This is a genomic window from Clostridium sp. KNHs216, assembly GCF_006714885.1.
Lineage (GTDB): Bacteria > Bacillota > Clostridia > Oscillospirales > Acutalibacteraceae > Caproiciproducens.
In genome coordinates, this window is record NZ_VFMF01000001.1 from 3,168,584 (window position 1) to 3,187,280 (window position 18,697).

16 protein-coding genes are annotated in these 18,697 nt (G+C 49.7%); all 16 read left to right on the plus strand.

What is annotated here, in order from left to right:
• The first annotated feature begins 14 nt into the window (after positions 1-14).
• Positions 15-665, plus strand: a complete 651-nt coding sequence (locus tag LY85_RS15220) for a cytidylate kinase-like family protein (protein WP_141827324.1) — start codon at positions 15-17, stop codon at positions 663-665.
• The gene (locus LY85_RS15225) at positions 662-1,774 is read left to right on the plus strand and encodes a 4-hydroxybutyrate dehydrogenase (protein WP_141827325.1); all 1,113 of its coding nucleotides are present in this window, start codon (positions 662-664) and stop codon (positions 1,772-1,774) included. Before LY85_RS15220 ends, LY85_RS15225 begins: the two co-directional genes overlap by 4 nt.
• A gap of 45 nt (positions 1,775-1,819) precedes the next feature.
• Positions 1,820-3,448, plus strand: a complete 1,629-nt coding sequence (locus LY85_RS15230; protein WP_141827326.1) for an amidohydrolase — start codon at positions 1,820-1,822, stop codon at positions 3,446-3,448.
• Between the two features lie 442 nt (positions 3,449-3,890).
• Positions 3,891-5,651, plus strand: a complete 1,761-nt coding sequence (locus tag LY85_RS15240) for a sigma-54-dependent transcriptional regulator (RefSeq protein ID WP_141827327.1) — start codon at positions 3,891-3,893, stop codon at positions 5,649-5,651.
• Between the two features lie 299 nt (positions 5,652-5,950).
• A complete protein-coding gene (locus LY85_RS15245) occupies positions 5,951-7,225 on the plus strand; it encodes a four-carbon acid sugar kinase family protein (protein ID WP_141827328.1) in 1,275 nt (424 codons plus the stop codon).
• Positions 7,218-8,372 (plus strand): iron-containing alcohol dehydrogenase, encoded by a 1,155-nt coding sequence (locus LY85_RS15250; protein WP_347562443.1) that lies wholly within the window; start codon positions 7,218-7,220, stop codon positions 8,370-8,372. The genes LY85_RS15245 and LY85_RS15250 overlap by 8 nt, the downstream gene beginning before the upstream one ends.
• 19 nt (positions 8,373-8,391) lie before the next feature.
• Positions 8,392-9,432, plus strand: coding sequence for a 4-hydroxythreonine-4-phosphate dehydrogenase PdxA (pdxA, locus tag LY85_RS15255; RefSeq protein WP_185741240.1), 1,041 nt, complete (start codon positions 8,392-8,394; stop codon positions 9,430-9,432).
• A gap of 46 nt (positions 9,433-9,478) precedes the next feature.
• Entirely contained in the window at positions 9,479-10,396 is a 918-nt protein-coding gene (locus tag LY85_RS15260; RefSeq protein ID WP_141827330.1) for a dihydrodipicolinate synthase family protein, read from the plus strand.
• A 26-nt stretch (positions 10,397-10,422) separates the two neighbouring features.
• Positions 10,423-11,400: a hydroxyacid dehydrogenase gene (locus LY85_RS15265; protein WP_141827331.1), complete on the plus strand. Its 978-nt coding sequence runs from the start codon at positions 10,423-10,425 to the stop codon at positions 11,398-11,400.
• 36 nt (positions 11,401-11,436) lie between these two features.
• Positions 11,437-11,898, plus strand: coding sequence for a tripartite tricarboxylate transporter TctB family protein (locus tag LY85_RS15270; protein ID WP_141827332.1), 462 nt, complete (start codon positions 11,437-11,439; stop codon positions 11,896-11,898).
• Positions 11,899-11,938: 40 nt separating this feature from the next.
• Complete coding sequence (locus LY85_RS15275) at positions 11,939-13,444, plus strand: tripartite tricarboxylate transporter permease (protein WP_038322823.1); 1,506 nt, start codon at positions 11,939-11,941, stop codon at positions 13,442-13,444.
• Between the two features lie 101 nt (positions 13,445-13,545).
• Positions 13,546-14,601, plus strand: a complete 1,056-nt coding sequence (locus LY85_RS15280) for a tripartite tricarboxylate transporter substrate binding protein (protein WP_141827333.1) — start codon at positions 13,546-13,548, stop codon at positions 14,599-14,601.
• A gap of 620 nt (positions 14,602-15,221) precedes the next feature.
• Positions 15,222-16,316: an ABC transporter substrate-binding protein gene (locus LY85_RS15285; RefSeq protein ID WP_141827334.1), complete on the plus strand. Its 1,095-nt coding sequence runs from the start codon at positions 15,222-15,224 to the stop codon at positions 16,314-16,316.
• A gap of 34 nt (positions 16,317-16,350) precedes the next feature.
• Positions 16,351-17,136, plus strand: coding sequence for an ABC transporter permease (locus LY85_RS15290; protein WP_141827335.1), 786 nt, complete (start codon positions 16,351-16,353; stop codon positions 17,134-17,136).
• Positions 17,136-17,924: an ABC transporter permease gene (locus LY85_RS15295; RefSeq protein ID WP_141827336.1), complete on the plus strand. Its 789-nt coding sequence runs from the start codon at positions 17,136-17,138 to the stop codon at positions 17,922-17,924. The genes LY85_RS15290 and LY85_RS15295 overlap by 1 nt, the downstream gene beginning before the upstream one ends.
• Positions 17,903-18,679: an ABC transporter ATP-binding protein gene (locus tag LY85_RS15300; protein WP_141828154.1), complete on the plus strand. Its 777-nt coding sequence runs from the start codon at positions 17,903-17,905 to the stop codon at positions 18,677-18,679. The genes LY85_RS15295 and LY85_RS15300 overlap by 22 nt, the downstream gene beginning before the upstream one ends.
• Positions 18,680-18,697: the final 18 nt, after the last annotated feature.

An 18,697-nucleotide genomic window follows, 5' to 3' on the forward strand; every position in this document is an offset into this window, starting at 1 on the left:
AAGGGGTTAACACTATGAGAAATTATGTGATTACAATAGCGAGAGGCTTCGGCAGCGGCGGAAAAGATATTGCAACCATGCTTTCTCAGGATCTGGGCATTCCGGTTTATGAGAAGCAGATCCTTCAGATGGCCTCTGAGGTGAGCGGGATTGCGGAAGGCTTGTTTTACGATGTCGACGAAAAATTAAAGGGCAGCTATCTCACCAATATGCTGAAAAAAGTCCCCTTTTCCACTGTGGCCGAACCAAGCGAGAAGGATTTTATTTCGGACGTCAATCTGTTCAACATTCAGGCGGAAATTATCCGCAATCTTGCAAATACGGAATCCTGCGTGATCATCGGCAAATGCGCCGATTACCTTTTGAGGAATTACGAAAATGTCATCAGCGTGTATGTGGAAGCTCCAAGAGAGGACTGCGTCAAGTCCATTGTGAGCAAGCTCCGGGTCGATGAGGACGAGGCAAACCAGATGATACACAGGACCGATAAATATCGCGCGGAGTATTATAAATATTACACCGGCGGTGGATATTGGACCAATCCGATCAATTACGACATGACCTTAAACAGCGCCAGAATAGGGCGGAAAAAATGTGTGGAGCTGATTAAGGACTATATTAAAATTAAGCTCGATACCAAGGAAGAGCAGGGTGTACAGTCATGAAGCAGCTTTTTATCAGGCCGACTATCTTCAAATATTCGACCTGCGCAGAGTTTATAGAGGAATTCAAAATCGGCCGGGGCGATCTGCTCATTACGAACGGATATATCTACAAGTCCTTTCTGGCGGCGCTGAACTTGCAGTGCGACGTGCTCCTGAAAGAGAAATATGGCGCGGGCGAGCCGTCCGATGAGATGGCCGAAGCCATGTACAGGGATATCGGGAGCGGCTATAAGCGCATTATTGCGGTCGGCGGCGGCTCCGTTATTGATCTTTCCAAACTGTTTGCGCTCAGGGACGTATCGCCCGTTCTGGACCTTTTCGACGGGAAGCTGCCCCTTGTAAAAGACAAGGAACTGGTGATCGTACCGGCGACCTGTGGTACCGGAAGCGAAGTTACCAATATCTCTATTCTTGCACTCAGCAGCCGGGGCACCAAAAAGGGCCTGGCCGCGGACGAATTGTACGCGGACAGCGCCGTACTGATTCCGGAATTGCTGAACAGTCTTCCCTTTCGGTATTTTTCAACCAGTTCGATCGACGCGCTGGTTCATGCGGTTGAATCCGCCCTTTCACCGAAAGCGACGGACGCGACAAAAATGTTCAGCTATAAAGCCATTGATATGATTTTAAGAGGTTACAGGGAAATCCGGGATCAGGGACCCGATGCAAGGACTCCGCTGCTCGGTGATTTCCTGACAGCAAGCAATTACGCCGGTATCGCGTTTGGTAACGCGGGCTGTGCGGCGGTGCACGCGTTAAGCTACCCGTTGGGCGCAATCTATCATGTTCCTCACGGCGAGGCCAATTACGCCATGTTCACCGGTGTGCTGAAAAATTACATGGAACTGAAAAGCGAAGGGGAAATCGCGGTGCTCAATCAGTTCCTTGCGGATATTTTAGGCTGCGGTGCCGGTCATGTCTTTGAGGAGCTGGAAAAGCTGCTGGATATCCTGATTCCGAAAAAGGCCCTTCATGAATATGGGGTAACGGAACAAAACCTGGAAGAGTTTACCGACTCGGTCATGCGAAACCAAGGCCGTCTGATGGCAAATAACTTTGTGGAACTCAATCAGGAAAGGGTTTACAAAATTTATAAGGAACTGTATTAAGGGCTTTAGGAGGTTCCCGATAACGGAGATGAAGGAGGCAGTATCATGAGTAAAATTTTATTGTATAACGGTGAAGTCATTACCGTAAATGAGAAAAATGAAATCGCCCAAGCGGTCCTGATCGAAGGAAACAAAATTCAATTCGTTGGGTCCGATGAAGAAGCGTTCAAGCGGTGCGACGAATCGTCACAAAAAATCGATGTGAAAGGAAATACCGTCCTGCCGGGATTTATCGAAACACATATCCATACGGCTTCCAGAATCGTTCTGACCAAGGGAATTGATTTGTCCCGAAAGTCCGGTATCCTGAATATTGAAGATCTTCTGAGCCGTATCAAAGAAAACGTGGCCGCCCTGGAAAAGGGGGAATGGCTGCTGTGCCACGGCCTAACTTTTGAAAATCTGGAGGAACAGCGCTGGCCGACCAGATGGGAAATCGACCGCGTCTCCCCGGACAATCCGGTAGCGATCACTCATTCCAGCGGGCATACCGGCCTGTATAATACGAAGGCTTTTGAGCTTTGCCATGTCCTGGACGGCCAAATCGACTATCCGGACGAACATGTAATCAAGGATGAAAACAGCATCCCGAACGGAGTCATGAAAGAAGTGGGCCATTTCAAGATCCTGGATGTTATTGATCAATTTATTCCCGTCACGGAAGAAAAGCTCGTTCGGACTCTGGCGGAATCGTCAAAGCTTATGAACAGTGTCGGCATCACAACGGCTCACGATGCGGGCGCAACGGGGACTACGACAATCCGGGCCATGCAGAAAGCGGTGAAATCGGGAAAGCTTACCGTCAGGATGTACCCCATGCTGTTCACCCTGATGGGCAAGGATTTAAACATCGATTTTGTAAACGCCCAGATTCAGTCGGGGTTTCTTACCGGCTTTGGCGACGAGTATATGAAAATCGGGCCGGTCAAGATCATGGTCGACGGATCGGGGGCGTCCGGGACCTGTGCGACACGGCAGCCACTGAGCCATAACGGCAAGACGATGCCGCCTTCCATGACGCAGGAGGAAGTGGACGACATCGTCGTAAGGGCGCATCGGGCGGGCTTTCAGATCGCTGCGCACTGTATCGGCGATAAAGGCGTCGAGATGATTCTGGATGCTTATGAAAAAGCGCAGAAAGAATTTCCGCGTGAAAACTGCAGACACAGAATCGAACATTGCATGATTGCGGAACCGGATCTGTTGGAACGCATCAGGCAATTGGAGGTCATCCCAACATTCAATCCCGCATTCATCAATCTCTGGGGCGTTTCCTTTAATAAGTATTATCAGGGAAGCCGTCAGGAATATCTGATTCCCATACGCAGTGCGATCGACAGAGGGATTGTCTGCACGGCGGCGTCCGACTGGGAGTGCATCCCGGATATCCGGCCCATTCAGGGAATTGCATCCGCGATGGACAGGACGGTCTATGCAAACGGAGAAAAGGTAGCGGAAAACCAGGCGATTTCCCTGATGGAGGCGATTCGCTGCTATACCTATTCCGCGGCGTACGCTGGATTTGACGAAGATATCAAAGGAAGCCTTGAAGCGGGGAAACTGGCCGATGTGGTTGTCCTGGACGGCAGGATCACAGAGAAAACACCGCGCGAAATCAGTAAAATGTCGGTGCTGAAAACGATTTTTGACGGCAGGGTCGTTTATGAAGGTTAATCATTAAAAGCCAGGGATTCCAGCTCTCGTTTAACGGAGAGCACAGGAATCCCTGGCTTTTTCTTTGTGTGCTGTTCAGACGTTTGCGATGGGACTATTTCACCACGCTCGAAAACCGTTCACTTAATTTATAACCGTATGTACGCTACTTTTGCTGCCGCCAGATTTTTTCGCAGCGCCGCGCACGGTGGTTCTGTTCTTAATTAGTACTCTCCGATCTCAATGGCGCGCTCCTCAACAATACCTCTCACTATTCCGCCCTGAGAACGGCACTAAAACTGTACATAATAGAAAGCACTTAGCTTTCAGATCGAAAAAGCCTTCAAGAACTGTTACAAATTTAATCAATATTACTTGATAACGCATAAGCCTGTGTTATAATGTAACTACAAAACGACGGCTTGCACAATTGGAATATAGCAATAGGAAAGGATGAAGGTGAATGCCGAAAATAAAAGTATTTATTGTAGTTCCTTATGAAGGACTCGGTGAATTGACTTTCAATATAGCCAGACAGTATCCGATGTTTGATATCAGGACGGAGGTCGGCAACCTTGATCAGGGCGTAGAGGCGGCTGCGCGTGCGCAGCAGGACGGATATCAAATGATTATCTCCAGAGGCGGTACGGCCGAAATGATACAGGAAGCGGTTTCCGTTCCGGTTATCAGTATTGATATTTCAGGTTACGATTATATGCGTGTAATAGCGCTTACACATAACTTTTCCGGCAAAGCGGCCATAGTGGGATACCACAGCATTACGGAAGGCGCTCAGGCGATCAAAACCCTTCTGAGAAGCGAAATCGATATCTTTACAATTGACAATTCCAGAGAACTGCCGGGATTGCTGTCCGAACTGCGGCGGAGAGATTACCTGGTTATTGTGGGTGACACCATTACGGTGGAAAAAGCCAAGGAAATGAGCTTTAACGCAATTTTATTGACATCCGGTGAGGAAAGCGTTAAAAAAGCTTTCAACGATGCTTTGAAGATCTATGAGTATATCCAGAAATACAGCCTGAAAGCGGAGCTTCTTATGGAAACGCTCCGCCAAATTCCCCAGTACTGCGCTGTCTTCGATTGTACGGGCAATATAGTGTATCAGAAGCTGCCGGAAGAAGATACCGAAAAAATGGCGGCTGAACTGGCTGAATACTCAAAAATCGTGCTGAGCTCCGGAGAACAGCAGGCGCTGCTGGATTTGGGCGGCCATTACTGGAAGGAAACCGGGACGAGGATCTATGCCGGCGGCAATCATCCGTATGCTGTGTTTTACCTTTCAAAATGTATCGATCAGAAATCGGTGTTGAAAGGGATCACTGCCGAAAGCGTCCAGAATACCGCGGATTTTTCCATCACGGTATTTGGCAGAAGCAGTACTTATCTCAGGGAAACCTATGATGAAGTACAAAAATTCAGCAAGCTTTGCGTTCCGATCCTTATTACCGGAGAAATCGGAACGGGGAAAGATGCTCTTGCAAAAATGATTCATTCCATGAGCGTTAACCGTCAGCATCCCTTTATTACCATCGACGGGGAAATCGCGGACAGCGACAGCCTGAAAAACAGCCGTGCCCTCATTGATTCGGACCCTTCCTCAACACTTTATCTGAAGCAGCTCCAGGCGCTAAGCCTTCAGAACCAGAGGGTTTTGCTGGAAATGCTGGCTGCTCCGGATTTTACCCGTACGCATTTGCTTTTAACGTCTGTATGTGAATCCCCGGAGACGATGATGGCAGCCGGTACTTTGTTGGAAGAGCTTGGCAAGCGGGTCGGCGAATACCGGATCCATCTTCCCAGCTTGCGGGAAAGAAGCGGGGATATGAGGGACCTGACGAGCAATTATATTAATCTTGCCAATTCCCAGTACGGAAAACAAATTGTTGCCGTTGACGATGGGGGATTGAAGCTTCTGACGGATTTCCATTGGGTAACCAATCTTGACCAACTGCAGCGTATTGTTTTCAAGCTGGTCATGGAAGCCGAAGAGCCTTATATCAGTGCGGAAAGCGTCTCCGAAGTGTTGAAAGCGGAGACCGATTTGCAGCCCGTACACAAGAATGTATCGGATAAAACTTTGGATGAACAGATACAGGGTATCATCCGGAATGTGATGAATGAAGAGGATGGAAATCTAACACGCGTGTCCAACCGGCTTGGGGTAAGCCGCACTACGATCTGGAGACGTATGAAAAATGAATGAAACGAAGAGACTAGTAAAAATGGAACAAATTTAAGTTAGCGTTTCTACCTTTACAAAAAATCCAGATGCAATTTGAAACTTGCGTCTGGATTTTTTATCATTATTTATGAAAATCTATTGCAATTTAAAATATATTATACTATAATTTGAAACAGAAAGTGAATGGTATAGAATAATTTGTTTCAAAATGAAATAGTTGATGATGGGAGGAATATACGGGTCAGCAACAAATTGAAATTCGACTTTTTACGAAATTCAGAAGTCAATAGGGTACTGAAAGCAAAAAGGATTGATGAAATATGATTATCATTATTGCGGATGATTTAACCGGCGCCAATGATACCGGTGTACAGTTTCAGAAAAACGGATTTTCCACAATGGTTCAAACGGAATACAGCGATGTGCAGAGCGAATATCTGCAATGCTGCGATTGCTATGACGCCCTTTCCATTAATGTAAACAGTCGGCAGCTGCCTCCGGAGGAAGCGTACAGACGCGTTTACAATCTTGCCAGACAGATCAGCGAAATCCCCACGGAATACGTCTATAAAAAAATCGATTCCCTGCTCCGGGGGAACCCCGCGGCGGAACTGGACGCAGTGATGGACGCGCTGGGGGCCGAAACGGCGCTTGTTGTGCCGAGCTTTCCTGAAAACGGCAGGCAGCTTGTCAATGGAATCATGGTAACGCAGGATGACCGGATCAATGTGGAAAAGATTTTCAGGGAAGGATCGAAACGTTCCACTTTCAAGCTTTCCTTGGAGGAAATCGGGAAGGGCCCGGAAAGTTTAAAACAGCTGATGAAACGGAAACAAAAAGAAGGCTTTCAGATTTTTATTGCGGACGCTACTTCCGATTTGGAATTGGAAACGATCAAAAACGCTGCCAAACCGATCGACAGAAAAATGATTTTTTGCGGAAGCGCCGGCTTCGCAAAACAGCTCGGCAACGAAAAAAGATTCCAGAAAGAACTTGTTACGAGTGAAAAATCCGAAAATGCGGTTCTTGTAGTTGCCGGTTCCAGAAGGAAAGAGACCGCTGTTCAGCTTCAGCAGATTTCAGAAGCTTTTTTGACACCGATCGTCAAAATTGATGTCTCCAAGGTTGAAAACGGAGGCCGGTCATACAGCGAGGAAATTACAAGATGTACGGATCAAATCCTGCAGACGGTGCAGGAAGGCCATAAACTGATTCTTCTGGCGGTAAGCAGCCTGTTTTCTGAAACACAGGAAAAGCCAAAACCGGAAAACAAAGATCCTGAGGCGGTCAATATTGCCGCGGCGCTGGGGGAAACGGTGGAAAAAATATACCGGAAGATTCGGCTTTGTGCGGTGGTGTCGACAGGGGGAGATACCTCCTTGCAGATATGCAGGGCGTTCCGTTCAAAAGGGATCGAGCTGTGTGATGAGATTGCGGCGGGAATTCCGGTTGGACGGATGGTAGGAGGAGAAGCCGACGGAATGGTGATTATCACGAAATCCGGCGGGTTTGGAAACGGAGATGCCCTGATCCAGGTTGTTAATTACCTTGACGATAACCGGAATGAAAGTGAAAGGAGACTTTACGGTGGTTAATTACAAAATGAAAATGCCGTCCTGCGTATATGGAGGGGTGGGCAGCGTACATAAGCTTTCGGAGATGGTCGCTGCGGAGAACGCGAAGGAGGTTCTGGTTTTTACTGACAAAGGAGTCCGCGATTCCGGAGTGACGGATTTTGCCCTGAAGGTTCTGGATCAGTGCGGGGTAAAATACCGGGTCATCGATGATCTGGTCCCGGAACCGAGCGTAGATGACGTGCAGAAGGTGATTGATGAGACACAGGACATGCACTGCGACCTGATTATCGCGGTGGGCGGCGGAAGCACAATGGACGCGGCAAAGCTGGTGTCCATGCTGAAAGGCTCTGAATACCGGGTCGGCGATCTGGTAAAGGATCCATCGCTCGCAGTAAAAAAAATCCGGACGGTCATGGTGCCGACGACCTGCGGGACGGGTTCGGAAGCGACCTGCAATGCCATCGTAGCGGTACCCGAGGAAAAACTGAAGGTCGGCATTGTAAATGACGGGATGATTCCCGACTATGTAATTCTCGATCCCGATCTGATTGCGAAGCTGCCCCGAAAAATCATTGCGTCCAGCGGCATCGATGCCTTGGCGCATTGTGTGGAATGCTACACCTCCAACAAGGCGAACCGGTTCAGCGACGCGTTTGCACTGGAAGGCGCGAGGCTGATTTTCGGCAGTATCCGCAGAGCCTATTCGGACCCGGACGACAGCGAAGCAAAAGCCAATATGCTGGTCGGGGCGTTCTATGGGGGAGTGGCGATCACCTCCTCCGGTACAACGGCGGTTCACGCGCTGTCCTATCCGCTGGGGGGAACGTATCATATCGCACACGGCGTGTCCAACGCCATCCTGCTTGCCCCGGTCATGAACTGTAACCTTCTGGACTGCGCAGACCGGCTGGCGGATATCTGTGAGGCCGTGGAGCCGGACTTTCCGGGAGAAACGGAAACCCGGAAGGCAAGGCATCTCATTGATCTGATCGAAGAGATCTGCAGGTTTACGGAAATTCCGAAAACACTCGGCAGCTTTGGGGTTCCGGCAGAGGACCTTGAGTTTTTGGTAGCAGCGGGCAGTCAGGTCACCCGCTTACTGAACAATAACCGAAAAAAACTCAGTCTTGACGATATCAGAAACATCTATCGGCAGGTGCTGTAATGCGAAAGGACGGAGAAAAATGAGCAGCCTTCCGATTTTGGGAATTACCATGGGCGACCCGTCCGGAATCGGGCCGGAAATAACGGTAAAAGCCCTTATGAATGAAAAAGTATACGGCATCTGCCGCCCCGTTGTCATCGGGGACGCCGAAGTGATGAAAAAAGCGGTCGGGATCGTCGGTACCGGACAAATCGACGTCCATCCTGTTTCGAGGGTGGCGGATTCCCGTTTCCAATTCGGTACGATGGACGTTTACGATTTACATAATGTGCAAACAGAAAAGCTGGAATACGGCAAGGTTTCCGCTTTGTCGGGCGGTGCGGCGTTCGAGTGCGTCAAAAAGGTCATTGAGCTCGCCCTGTCCCATGAGGTGGACGCGACCGTTACCAACCCTCTGAACAAGGAAGCCATGAACCTTGCGGGCTTCCACTATTCCGGGCATACGGAAATTTACGCGGAGCTTACGGGTACCCGGGATTACGCCATGATGCTGGCGGACGGCGATTTGCGCGTCGCACACGTGTCCACTCATGTGTCGCTGCGCACCGCCTGCAATCGGGTGAAAAAGGACCGGGTTTACCATGTGATCCGGCTGGCTGACAGCGCCTGCCGGAAATTCGGGATCGAAAAGCCGCGGATCGCCGTAGCCGGTCTGAATCCCCACGCCGGGGAAAACGGGATGTTTGGCAGCGAGGAAACAGAAGAAATTCTGCCGGCGATCCGTCAGGCCGTTTCAGAAGGGATCAATGCCGACGGGCCCCTTCCGCCGGACACGGTGTTTTCGAAGGCACGGGGCGGATGGTACGACATGGTGGTGGTGATGTACCATGACCAGGGGCATATCCCTCTGAAGGTTCTGGGCTTTGTTTACGACCGGGACGCCGGGAAATGGAAATCCGTCAGAGGGGTGAATATCACCCTTGGACTGCCGATTATCCGGACCTCTGTGGACCACGGAACGGCTTTCGATCAGGCGGGCAAGGGGACCGCGAGCGAGTCGAGCCTGATCAACGCAATCGAATACGCCGTACGGCTGACTGGGAAAGGGCCGGCCCTTTAAATGGCTGTCATAAAACAGAGATTCAAAACAATGGAGGAGTAAATCGATGAATAAGAAGTATTACGGTGTCATTCCGCCGATCATTACGCCGGTGGACGAAAAGGAAAACGTTGATGAGGAAGGCTTCGGCAGACTGATTGACCACTGTATTGACGGCGGCCTGCACGGGCTGTTTGTGGCCGGAAGCAACGGGGAAACAATGGCCCTTACACAGAAGGAAAGGGACCATGCCATCGATGTTGTGCTGAAACGGACGAACGGGAGAGTCCCGGTCATGGCGGGCGTGATGGATACCAGCACCCGCCGCGTGATCGATAACATCAAGAGCCTTGAACAAATGGGCGGAACATGCGCGGTGGTCACTTCGATTTTTTATGCCCGCCATACTTCTCAGGATGAAACGGTGCGCCATTTTGAAAAGATAGCGAAGGAAACGTCGATCGATTTGATGATCTATAACATTCCAATGTTTACGGGTTTAAAGCTGTCGGCTGACACCATTATCCGTATCTCCCAGATCGACCATGTGGTTGGGCTGAAGGACAGCTCGGGCGATTTTAAAGAATTTATGAAATGTCTGGATTATTTTAAGGACAAGGATTTTGCCATGCTTCAGGGTACGACAGCTTACGCAATGCCGAGTATGCTGCTGGGTGCGGACGGATTCGTCCCCTCCATCGCGCCGCTGTTTACCGAACTGTTTGTGAAGGCATACGAGGCGGGCCGTTCCAAAAATATCGATCTGACGATGAAATATGATGAATTGCTGCGCGAAACCTCTGAAATTCTCGGCATGACCAAAAATGCCACCTCCGCCAATAAATTCGCACTGTCGCAGCTTGGATTTACCGATAAGCGGGTAATCTTGCCGCAGGACTCCATCCTTCCGCAAGAGGAACAGAAGATTATCGATAAGACAGAAGAAATCAATCGGAAATACGAAGAATTCAAGAAAAATCTGTGACCGTTCCGGAAAGGGGTGTTAAGGCTTTGGATACCGTTGTATTGTCGCACGCACTCTACCAGCCCGGCATGGATGCCCTTGCCGGAAAAGCAAACCTGATTGTTCCCGACAACGGAAACAGCGACGAAATCATTGAACAGCTGAAACAGGCGGACGGTTATATTTTAAGGATCGGCAAGATCGATCGGAAAGCGATCGAGGCCTGCCCGAAGCTCAAGGTGATTACCCGCCCGGGAGTGGGAGTGGATTCCGTGGATATTGCCGCGGCCACCGAACGAGGGATTCCCGTTGTGATTTGCCCTGCCGCGAATTTCCATGCGGTGGCGGAGCACACTCTGGCTCTCATTTTTGCCCTCAGCAAAAATCTGCTTGAAAGTGTGGAAGAAACACGGAAAGGAAATTTCTCAATACGCAGTAAATACGCCGCGGTAGAGCTGGCCGGAAAGACCATAACGGTTTTGGGCTTCGGAAATATCGGCCGGGAAGCTGCCCGGCTGTGCAGCGCTGTAGGGATGAAGGTCTGTGTCTATGATCCGTACATCAAAAAGGAAGATGTGGCCGCGCTGAATTATTCTTACTCTTGCGATATGCCCGAGGCGGTCGGACAGGGTGATTTCGTATCCATCCATATGCCGTCCCTGCCCGCCACACGCGGAATGTTCGCCAGAAAACAGTTTGCAGCGATGAAAAAGACCGCATTCTTCCTGAACTGTGCGCGGGGCGACATCGTCAACGAGCCGGATATGATCGAAGCCCTGACGAATCATGAGATAGCCGGCGCCGGACTGGATGTGCTGGTGGACGAACCGATGAAGCCCGACCATCCGCTCATGAAGCTGCCCAACGTGATTCTTACGCCGCATATGGCGGCCCAGACGCAGGAAACGACGGAAAAAACGGTTTTGATGGCCGTGGAAGGGACGCTTGCTGTTCTGAGAGGGGAGAAGTGGCCAAACGTATGCAACCCTGAGGTCTACCGGCATCCGAAATGGCAAAATGCCTGAGCAAGAAATCCGAAGTCGTCTATAAAAGAGGTGAATATGATGACCTTGTCAAAACGCATATTCTTTGTTGCTTTTAACGTTTTCTGTATTGTTTATACGCTCCTGTGCATGCAGCTTGAGGTGGGCGATTTCTACACTCCGGGTCCGGGCTTCGTCCCCGTTTTTCTGGGGGTGGTCGGTACGGTTCTGTCGTCCTGTCTGACCGTACAGGCCTTCCGGCAGAAGCTGGAAAAGAAGGAAGAGAACGACGAGGATAAGACCAGCCTGATCCGGCTGGGACTCTATGTGCTTGTCTGCTTTGCGTTCCTGCCCATGTTCGATTTTCTCGGTTCACTGATTTCCGTTTTTATTCTGGTTCTGTTGTTGTCCAAAATATCAGGACTTAAAAAGTGGTGGAAATCCACTGTTTTGGGTCTGGCTACATCCGCTTTCTTTTACTGTCTGTTTGCAATGGTACTGCAGGTGCCGCTGCCGCAGGGGTTAATTAGTTTCATTTAAATAATGGCTCAAGAGCTTTTATGGAGAAGAGTTGATAAATATGGATATATTGAACCAATTAGGTACCGGATTTATGTCGGCGCTTACGATTCAGAATCTGATCGCCTGTTTTGCCGGCGTGTTCGTGGGAACCGTCGTCGGGGTATTGCCGGGAATCGGCCCTGTTGGAGCGACGGCGCTTTTACTGCCGTTTAGCTTCGGGCTGGATACCAGTACGAGCCTGATTCTGCTTTCGGGAATCTTTTACGGCTCTATGTACGGCGGCTCCACCACTTCTATTCTGCTGAACGTACCGGGGGAATCCGCCTCAATGGTCACGGCAATTGACGGACACGAAATGGCAAAGAAAGGACGCGCGGGAGCCGCCCTTGCCGTTTCGGCCATCGGTTCGTTCATTGCGGGCACGGTGGGGGTTGTCCTGCTGATGATCTTTGCTCCGCCGCTTGGAAATTTTGCCCTTTCCTTCGGACCTCAGGAATATCTCTCGATTGCCGTACTCGGAATGCTCCTGCTCAGCAATTTGACCGGGGGGTCGTTTCTGGTTTCCCTCGGAATGTTTATTCTGGGCATGATTATCACGACGATTGGAATCGATCCGATATCCGGAATCAACCGTCTGTCCTTCGATATCCTGGACCTGTCCAAAGGAATTGAGATGCTTCCGGTCATTATGGGCCTTTTCGGTATGGCGGAAGTGTTCTCCGTCGCGGTAGAGCCCTACAAGGTCGGGGAACTCATCAAGGTGAAATTCAGGGATCTCTACCCCACAAAAAAAGAACTGAAACGGTCGGTCGCTCCCATTCTGCGCGGTACCGCGATCGGTTTCCCGATCGGCCTGATACCCGGCCCCGCCGCGGTTGTTTCCTCGCTGGTTTCTTATAAGATGGAGAAAAATTTCTCCAAGCACAAAGAAGAGTTCGGACACGGCGCGATCGAAGGCGTAGCAGGTCCCGAATCCGCCAACAACGCCGCCGCTTCCGGCACGATGATTCCCCTGCTGGCGCTCGGAATTCCGTTCGCGCCCGCTACGGCTGTTCTGCTCAGCGGCTTTATGCTGCAGGGTGTGGCACCCGGACCTACGTTTATCAGCGGGCATGCCGACCTGTTCTGGCTGATTGTAGCCAGCATGTATATCGGCAATGTTATGCTTCTGATTCTGAACCTTCCTCTGGTCGGAGTGTTCGCGTCTCTCACCAAGGTCAGACCGGAGATTCTGATGCCGATTGTTGTCGCCGTTATGATGATTGGTACATACAGCGTAAACAACAGTACCTTTGATCTTCTGATTCTGATGATTTTCGGTGTGATCGGCTACATTCTGAAGATTGTGAATATCTCACCGGCTCCCATTATTGTCGGATTTGTTCTTGGCAACGTATTTGAAAAGGGTCTGCGCCAGTCGCTACTGGTTGCGGGCGGCGATTTTGCTTCTCTCTTTATGCGGCCGATCGCCGGCTCCATGTATCTGGTTTGCCTGGCTGTGCTTATTTGGGTCATAGTCGGACAGGTGAAGAAGAAATATAAGGTTTCTATTTCTGAGGACTGATCCGGCCCGTCGTTTCATAAGGCGATGTATTCGGGCGTATGAGGCGGAAAGGCCGCCTTACGGCCGGATTTCATAGTAGAAGATTAGGGAGGAATTGAAAAATGTTATCTATTAAAAAGGCAGTCTGTGGTTTGCTTGCGGTTGCTCTGATGGCGACTCCGCTTTTAGGCGGCTGCCAGAGCCAGCCTAAATCCCAGTCCGGCGGCGGGGTAAACAGCACCGCGGCGGATTCCAAAACGACAGAAAACAGCGATTACCCGAAAAAGACGATTACCCTTATCAACCAGTTCGCGGCGGGCGGCTCGTCGGACGTTCTCGGCCGCGCGCTTGCCTCTGTGGTGAACAAGTATATCGGCGCGACCGTTATGGTGGAAAACAGACCGGGCGGAAGCGGCACGATCGGGACGGATTATGTTCTGAAATCCAAGCCGGACGGATATACTTTGCTGATCACCTCTTCCGGAAACTTTACCACGACTCCCATCGTGCAGGGAGCCCCTTATGATCCGGTCAAGGATGTAAAACATATTATCGGCATTGAATCTCTTCCTATGGCAATAGTTGTGAACGCGGATTCCCAGTGGAAGACCCTTGAGGACCTGGTGAATTACTGCAAGGAAAATCCCGGAAAGCTGAAAGCCGGGGCGGGCGTGCCCGGCGGAACCAATCATATGGCATGGCAGAGATTTACCAAAACGGCGGGAATCAAAACCAATGAAATCCCGTTCGGCGGCGGTACTTCCGAAGCGACCACTTCACTGCTTGGCAATCACATCGACGCCAGCGTGCTTCATCCCACGGAAATCAGCGAGCAGCTCAAAGGCGGCAAGCTGCGCATGCTGGCAATTTTCAGCGATGAGAAGCTTGTTGATTACCCGGATGTCCCAACCGCCAAGGAATGCGGCTACGATGTGGTCGTACAGGTCAACAAAGGAATCAGCGGACCGGCCGGTTTGCCGGACGACATTGTTCAGAAAATTCATGACGCTTTTAAACAGACCATGGAAGACCCTGAATTTATTAAGATTGTACAGAAGACCGGCGATTACAATTATCTGAAGTATGAAACCGGCGATGAACTGAAAACCGATCTGGACAAAATGCGCGATGATTTCTCTCCTCTGCTGAAGGAACTCGGACTGGAAAAGAAAAAATAAACGGCGCTAACCGCACACGGTTACATCGGGTCTGCCGCCGGAAGATCGGCAGACTTTAATTTTGAATTCAGACGATTGAGCCTATTTGGTACCAGGCCGCTCCGCGGCCGCTGTTTCTGATAACAACAATCTTCTGGGCATTGTGCTGGCGAAACTGTCAGGACAACAGACGGCTAAGTGTTTTTGCAATTGCTGAGGAATAGACCCAACTAGATAAAGGACCGACAGGGAGAGAAATTCTTCCTGCCGGTCCTTTATCTTGCTCCAAGTCTTTTGCTGAAGCCCGGAATAACAGACGATTAAAATATCGAAAAAATAATATTAAAGTCAAAAAATATTAAAATTGTTAATTAAATTCGACAATAAATTTAAATTTATTAAAATAATATATTGACATTCCACATAATAATGATAAAATATAATCGAAAACGATAAATTAATGTGTCGACAAGGTGTGAATTTCAGCAGAATAGCAGATAACTTGGGGGATTCTGCTGTTTGAAAAGAACCTGTTGAAACATAATAAAATCGGGAAGGAAGTGTATATCGGATTATCGGCGTTTTATTTGGAGCATCGGGGAGTTTTAAGTTTCTCAATTAAAATCAAGGAGGAATTGTTAATGAAAAGGATTGTTTCGGCGATTTTATCAACTGCACTGTTACTCAGCTCTTTTGCGGGATGTCAGGCGAATACCCCCTCTTCAGACGCAGGCACCGCCGCGAACGCAAGCGGAACAGCAACGAACGGAGAGGTACTGAATGTTGGAATGATGCCGTTTACCGTAAACGTGCCCGCTCAGTATGCGTATGAAAAGGGCTGGTTTAAAGACGCGGGGCTGAATGTTAAGTTTGTTATGTTTCAGAATGGTACGCCGATGAACGAATCTCTTTCTGCGGGGCAGCTTGACATCGGTGTTGCGGGAACCGCGGCGGTGTTTTCCATGGCAAACGATATCAGTACGCTGGTGTATGAGTCGAATACGGCGGGCGGTATGGGACTTTATGTAAGAAAGGACAGCCCGATCGCTAAGATAAAAGGTCAGCTGCAGGGTAATCCGGACGTTCTGGGTTCCAAGGATACGGTTAAGGGAATCAAAGTGCTCGGGTCTCTGGGAACCGTGTCTCAGTATGTTACGATAAACTACGCGCAGAAATTCGGCCTTAAAGAAACGGATATCCAGCAGGTTTCCATGGAATTTGCTCAGGCACTCCAGGCGTTCAAGACCGGTGAGGGCGACGCGATCTCCGTTCCTCCTCCGTTCTCCTTCCAGGCGGAAGCCGCCGGAGCGGTAAGGGCCATTTCGTTTGAACAGGCCTCCGGCATGAAAATGAAGGACGGCATTCTCGTTCGGAAAAGCGTTCTCAAAGACAGAAAAGCGGATGTTGTGAAATTTATTCAGGTTTACGAAAAAGCCTGCGAAGCACTTGCGAAGGATAAAGATGAAAGACATACCTTCTCGATGAAGTTCTTCAAAGATAACGGTCTGGTATATACGGACGAAATGATGGACGATGAAATCTCCGTGCGCGATTATATCACAAAGGAGGACTACGAGCAGTCCGGCTATACCTTGGGCGACAGCTACATGCTGCTGGCAAATTTCTTTGCCGAAGCAGGAAAAATTGAAAAAGACCTTCTTCCCAATGTCCCCAAAAACTTTGATGCGTCGGTTATTGAGGAAGCGTTTGGCGTAAAGATCGGCACTGCGCAGTAAGTGTATTTTAACGGATAAAGAAACGAGGTGCAAAATGAAAAACAAGAAGAACGGAGCCAAATACCTGCTGCTGTCTGTGTTATCCGTATTTATCGTTATATTCGTGTGGTATCTTGTCACAGATATATTAAAAATGTTTCCCTCTTCTATTTTTCCAAGTCCGCTTAAGGTTGTCAGAACCTTCTTTATTAAAATGTATGATGTTAACCCTGATGGCGCCACCCTTCCGCAGCATATCGGAGCAAGTCTTCAGGTTGCCCTGCTGGGCTACTTCCTCGGGCTTTTTATCGGTATTCCGCTAGGTATACTGATGGGATGGAGCGAAAAGATCGACATGTTTTTCCGTCCGCTGTTCGACCTGTTGAGACCTGTTCCCGGTATCGCCTGGATCCCTCTCATGATCATCTTTCTCGGGATCGGGATTGCCTCCAAGGCTGCGGTCATTTTTCTTTCCGCTTTGGTTCCGTGTATTGTGAATGCTTATTCGGGAATCAAACGGACAAGAGCAGTTCATTTGTGGGTAGGGCAGACGTTTGGTGCCTCCAACATGCAGCTGCTTTTTAAGATCGCGATTCCTACAGCAATGCCCATGGTTATGACTGCGTGCAGAGTTGCTCTTGGATCCGCATGGACAGCCCTGGTAGCCGCCGAACTGCTTGCGTCTACAAAAGGGCTCGGATTTATGATTCAGCAGTGCAGAGGGCTATCCCGCCCGGACGTTATTATCGTCGGGATGATCTCCATCGGCGCGATCGGCGCCCTGCTTGGGCAGCTGCTTTCCGTAATTGAAAAGATTGTGCTGAAAGGAGGAGAACAGTAATGGGAAAAAGACTCAAATCGAAAAATGTGACGAAGGTCATGGCCGGAACGGTGTCTATCCTGCTGTTTATCCTGTTATGGCAGTACGGCGCGGCCTGTACGGCAGTCGGAAAGCTTCTTCCGACACCGGTTGTGGTGTTTCAGGATTTTATCAAGGACTGCTATTCCAACATTGGTCAGTATACGCTGATCGGACATATTTTCTGGAGTCTGGAACGCGTGATGCTTGCTTATGTGGTGGCCTGTGTTGCGGGAGTCGCCTTAGGAATGGGAATGGGCTGGAACCGGACGATCGAGGCGGTTTTCCGTCCGATTTTTGAGGTCATCCGCCCGATTCCTCCGATCGCCTGGATTCCGCTTTCCATTCTGTGGTTCGGAATCGGTGAAATGACAAAATTTTTCCTGATCTTTTTGGCGGCATTCACGAATGTCACTCAAAACGCATACGCGGGAGCGAAAGCGGTTGATCTGGTTCTGGTTGGTGCCGCTAAAATGTTGGGTGCCAACAACCGGCAGCTCTTTACCAAGATTGTAATTCCTTTTTCCGTTCCGTACATTTTTGCCGGCCTGCAGATTGCGCTTTCCAGCAGCTGGGCAACGGTTGTGGCGGCTGAAATGGTTCGTTCCTCCGAGGGAGTCGGCTGGCTGATTTTCGGCGGAATGCAAACGAATGACACAACGCAGATTCTGGTGGGTATCCTTGCGATCGGTATTGTAGGATTTATCCTTGCCATTATTATGAGAGAAGCGGAGGCCAGGCTATGTGCATGGAACAACAGGGGAGTATAAAGGATAATTTTATTATCGACTGCGAAAACGTCACGAAGGAGTTTACAACGGAACGGGGAACCCTTAAGGTCGCCGATAACTTTTCACTGAAGGTGAAGGAAAATGAATTTCTCGTTCTGTTTGGCCCCGGCCAGTGCGGTAAAACTACTCTGCTGAACCTGATTGCGGGACTTGAGCCCGCTACTTCCGGAAAAATAACCGTCAATAATAAGGAAGTAAACAAACCGGACCCCGAACGCGGAGTGGTTTACCAGACGACGGCGCTGTTTCCCTGGCTCACCGTCAAAGGGAATGTGGAGTTCGGGCCGAAGGTAAGAGGAATATCAAAAGCGGAGAGAGAAAGAAGGACGGCCCATTATATTAAGCTAGTCGGCCTGGAAGGATTTGAAAACTCCTATCCGGTCAAACTTTCAGGAGGGATGCAGCAGCGCGTCGGCATTGCCCGGGCGTACTGCAACGAACCGGTTGTGATGCTGATGGACGAGCCGTTCGGCCATCTGGATGCTCAGACAAGGTACCTGATGCAGGAAGAGCTTGTCCGTATCTGGGAATCGGAAAAAAGGACCGCGATTTTTGTTACAAACAATATTGAAGAGGCCCTGTATTTGGCTGATCGCATTGTCGTGCTCACAAACTGCCCCGCGAGTGTAAAGTGTGAATACAATATCACCATGAAACGTCCGAGAGACTATGTGGACCCTGAATTTTTACGTCTTAGAGAAGAAATCACCAATATAGTGGACAAGACACTTTAAACGGAAGGGGGAGTTCAA

What these genes read in the sequence shown, in the direction of transcription:
- LY85_RS15280 (WP_141827333.1), top strand. Translation starts at nt 13,546, where the DNA reads ATGTTATCTATTAAAAAGGCAGTCTGTGGTTTGCTTGCGGTTGCTCTG.
- LY85_RS15245 (WP_141827328.1), top strand. Translation starts at nt 5,951, where the DNA reads ATGATTATCATTATTGCGGATGATTTAACCGGCGCCAATGATACCGGT.
- LY85_RS15285 (WP_141827334.1), top strand. Translation starts at nt 15,222, where the DNA reads ATGAAAAGGATTGTTTCGGCGATTTTATCAACTGCACTGTTACTCAGC.
- LY85_RS15225 (WP_141827325.1), top strand. Translation starts at nt 662, where the DNA reads ATGAAGCAGCTTTTTATCAGGCCGACTATCTTCAAATATTCGACCTGC.
- LY85_RS15290 (WP_141827335.1), top strand. Translation starts at nt 16,351, where the DNA reads ATGAAAAACAAGAAGAACGGAGCCAAATACCTGCTGCTGTCTGTGTTA.
- LY85_RS15270 (WP_141827332.1), top strand. Translation starts at nt 11,437, where the DNA reads ATGATGACCTTGTCAAAACGCATATTCTTTGTTGCTTTTAACGTTTTC.
- LY85_RS15300 (WP_141828154.1), top strand. Translation starts at nt 17,903, where the DNA reads ATGGAACAACAGGGGAGTATAAAGGATAATTTTATTATCGACTGCGAA.
- LY85_RS15275 (WP_038322823.1), top strand. Translation starts at nt 11,939, where the DNA reads ATGGATATATTGAACCAATTAGGTACCGGATTTATGTCGGCGCTTACG.
- pdxA (WP_185741240.1), top strand. Translation starts at nt 8,392, where the DNA reads ATGAGCAGCCTTCCGATTTTGGGAATTACCATGGGCGACCCGTCCGGA.
- LY85_RS15260 (WP_141827330.1), top strand. Translation starts at nt 9,479, where the DNA reads ATGAATAAGAAGTATTACGGTGTCATTCCGCCGATCATTACGCCGGTG.
- LY85_RS15240 (WP_141827327.1), top strand. Translation starts at nt 3,891, where the DNA reads ATGCCGAAAATAAAAGTATTTATTGTAGTTCCTTATGAAGGACTCGGT.
- LY85_RS15295 (WP_141827336.1), top strand. Translation starts at nt 17,136, where the DNA reads ATGGGAAAAAGACTCAAATCGAAAAATGTGACGAAGGTCATGGCCGGA.
- LY85_RS15230 (WP_141827326.1), top strand. Translation starts at nt 1,820, where the DNA reads ATGAGTAAAATTTTATTGTATAACGGTGAAGTCATTACCGTAAATGAG.
- LY85_RS15220 (WP_141827324.1), top strand. Translation starts at nt 15, where the DNA reads ATGAGAAATTATGTGATTACAATAGCGAGAGGCTTCGGCAGCGGCGGA.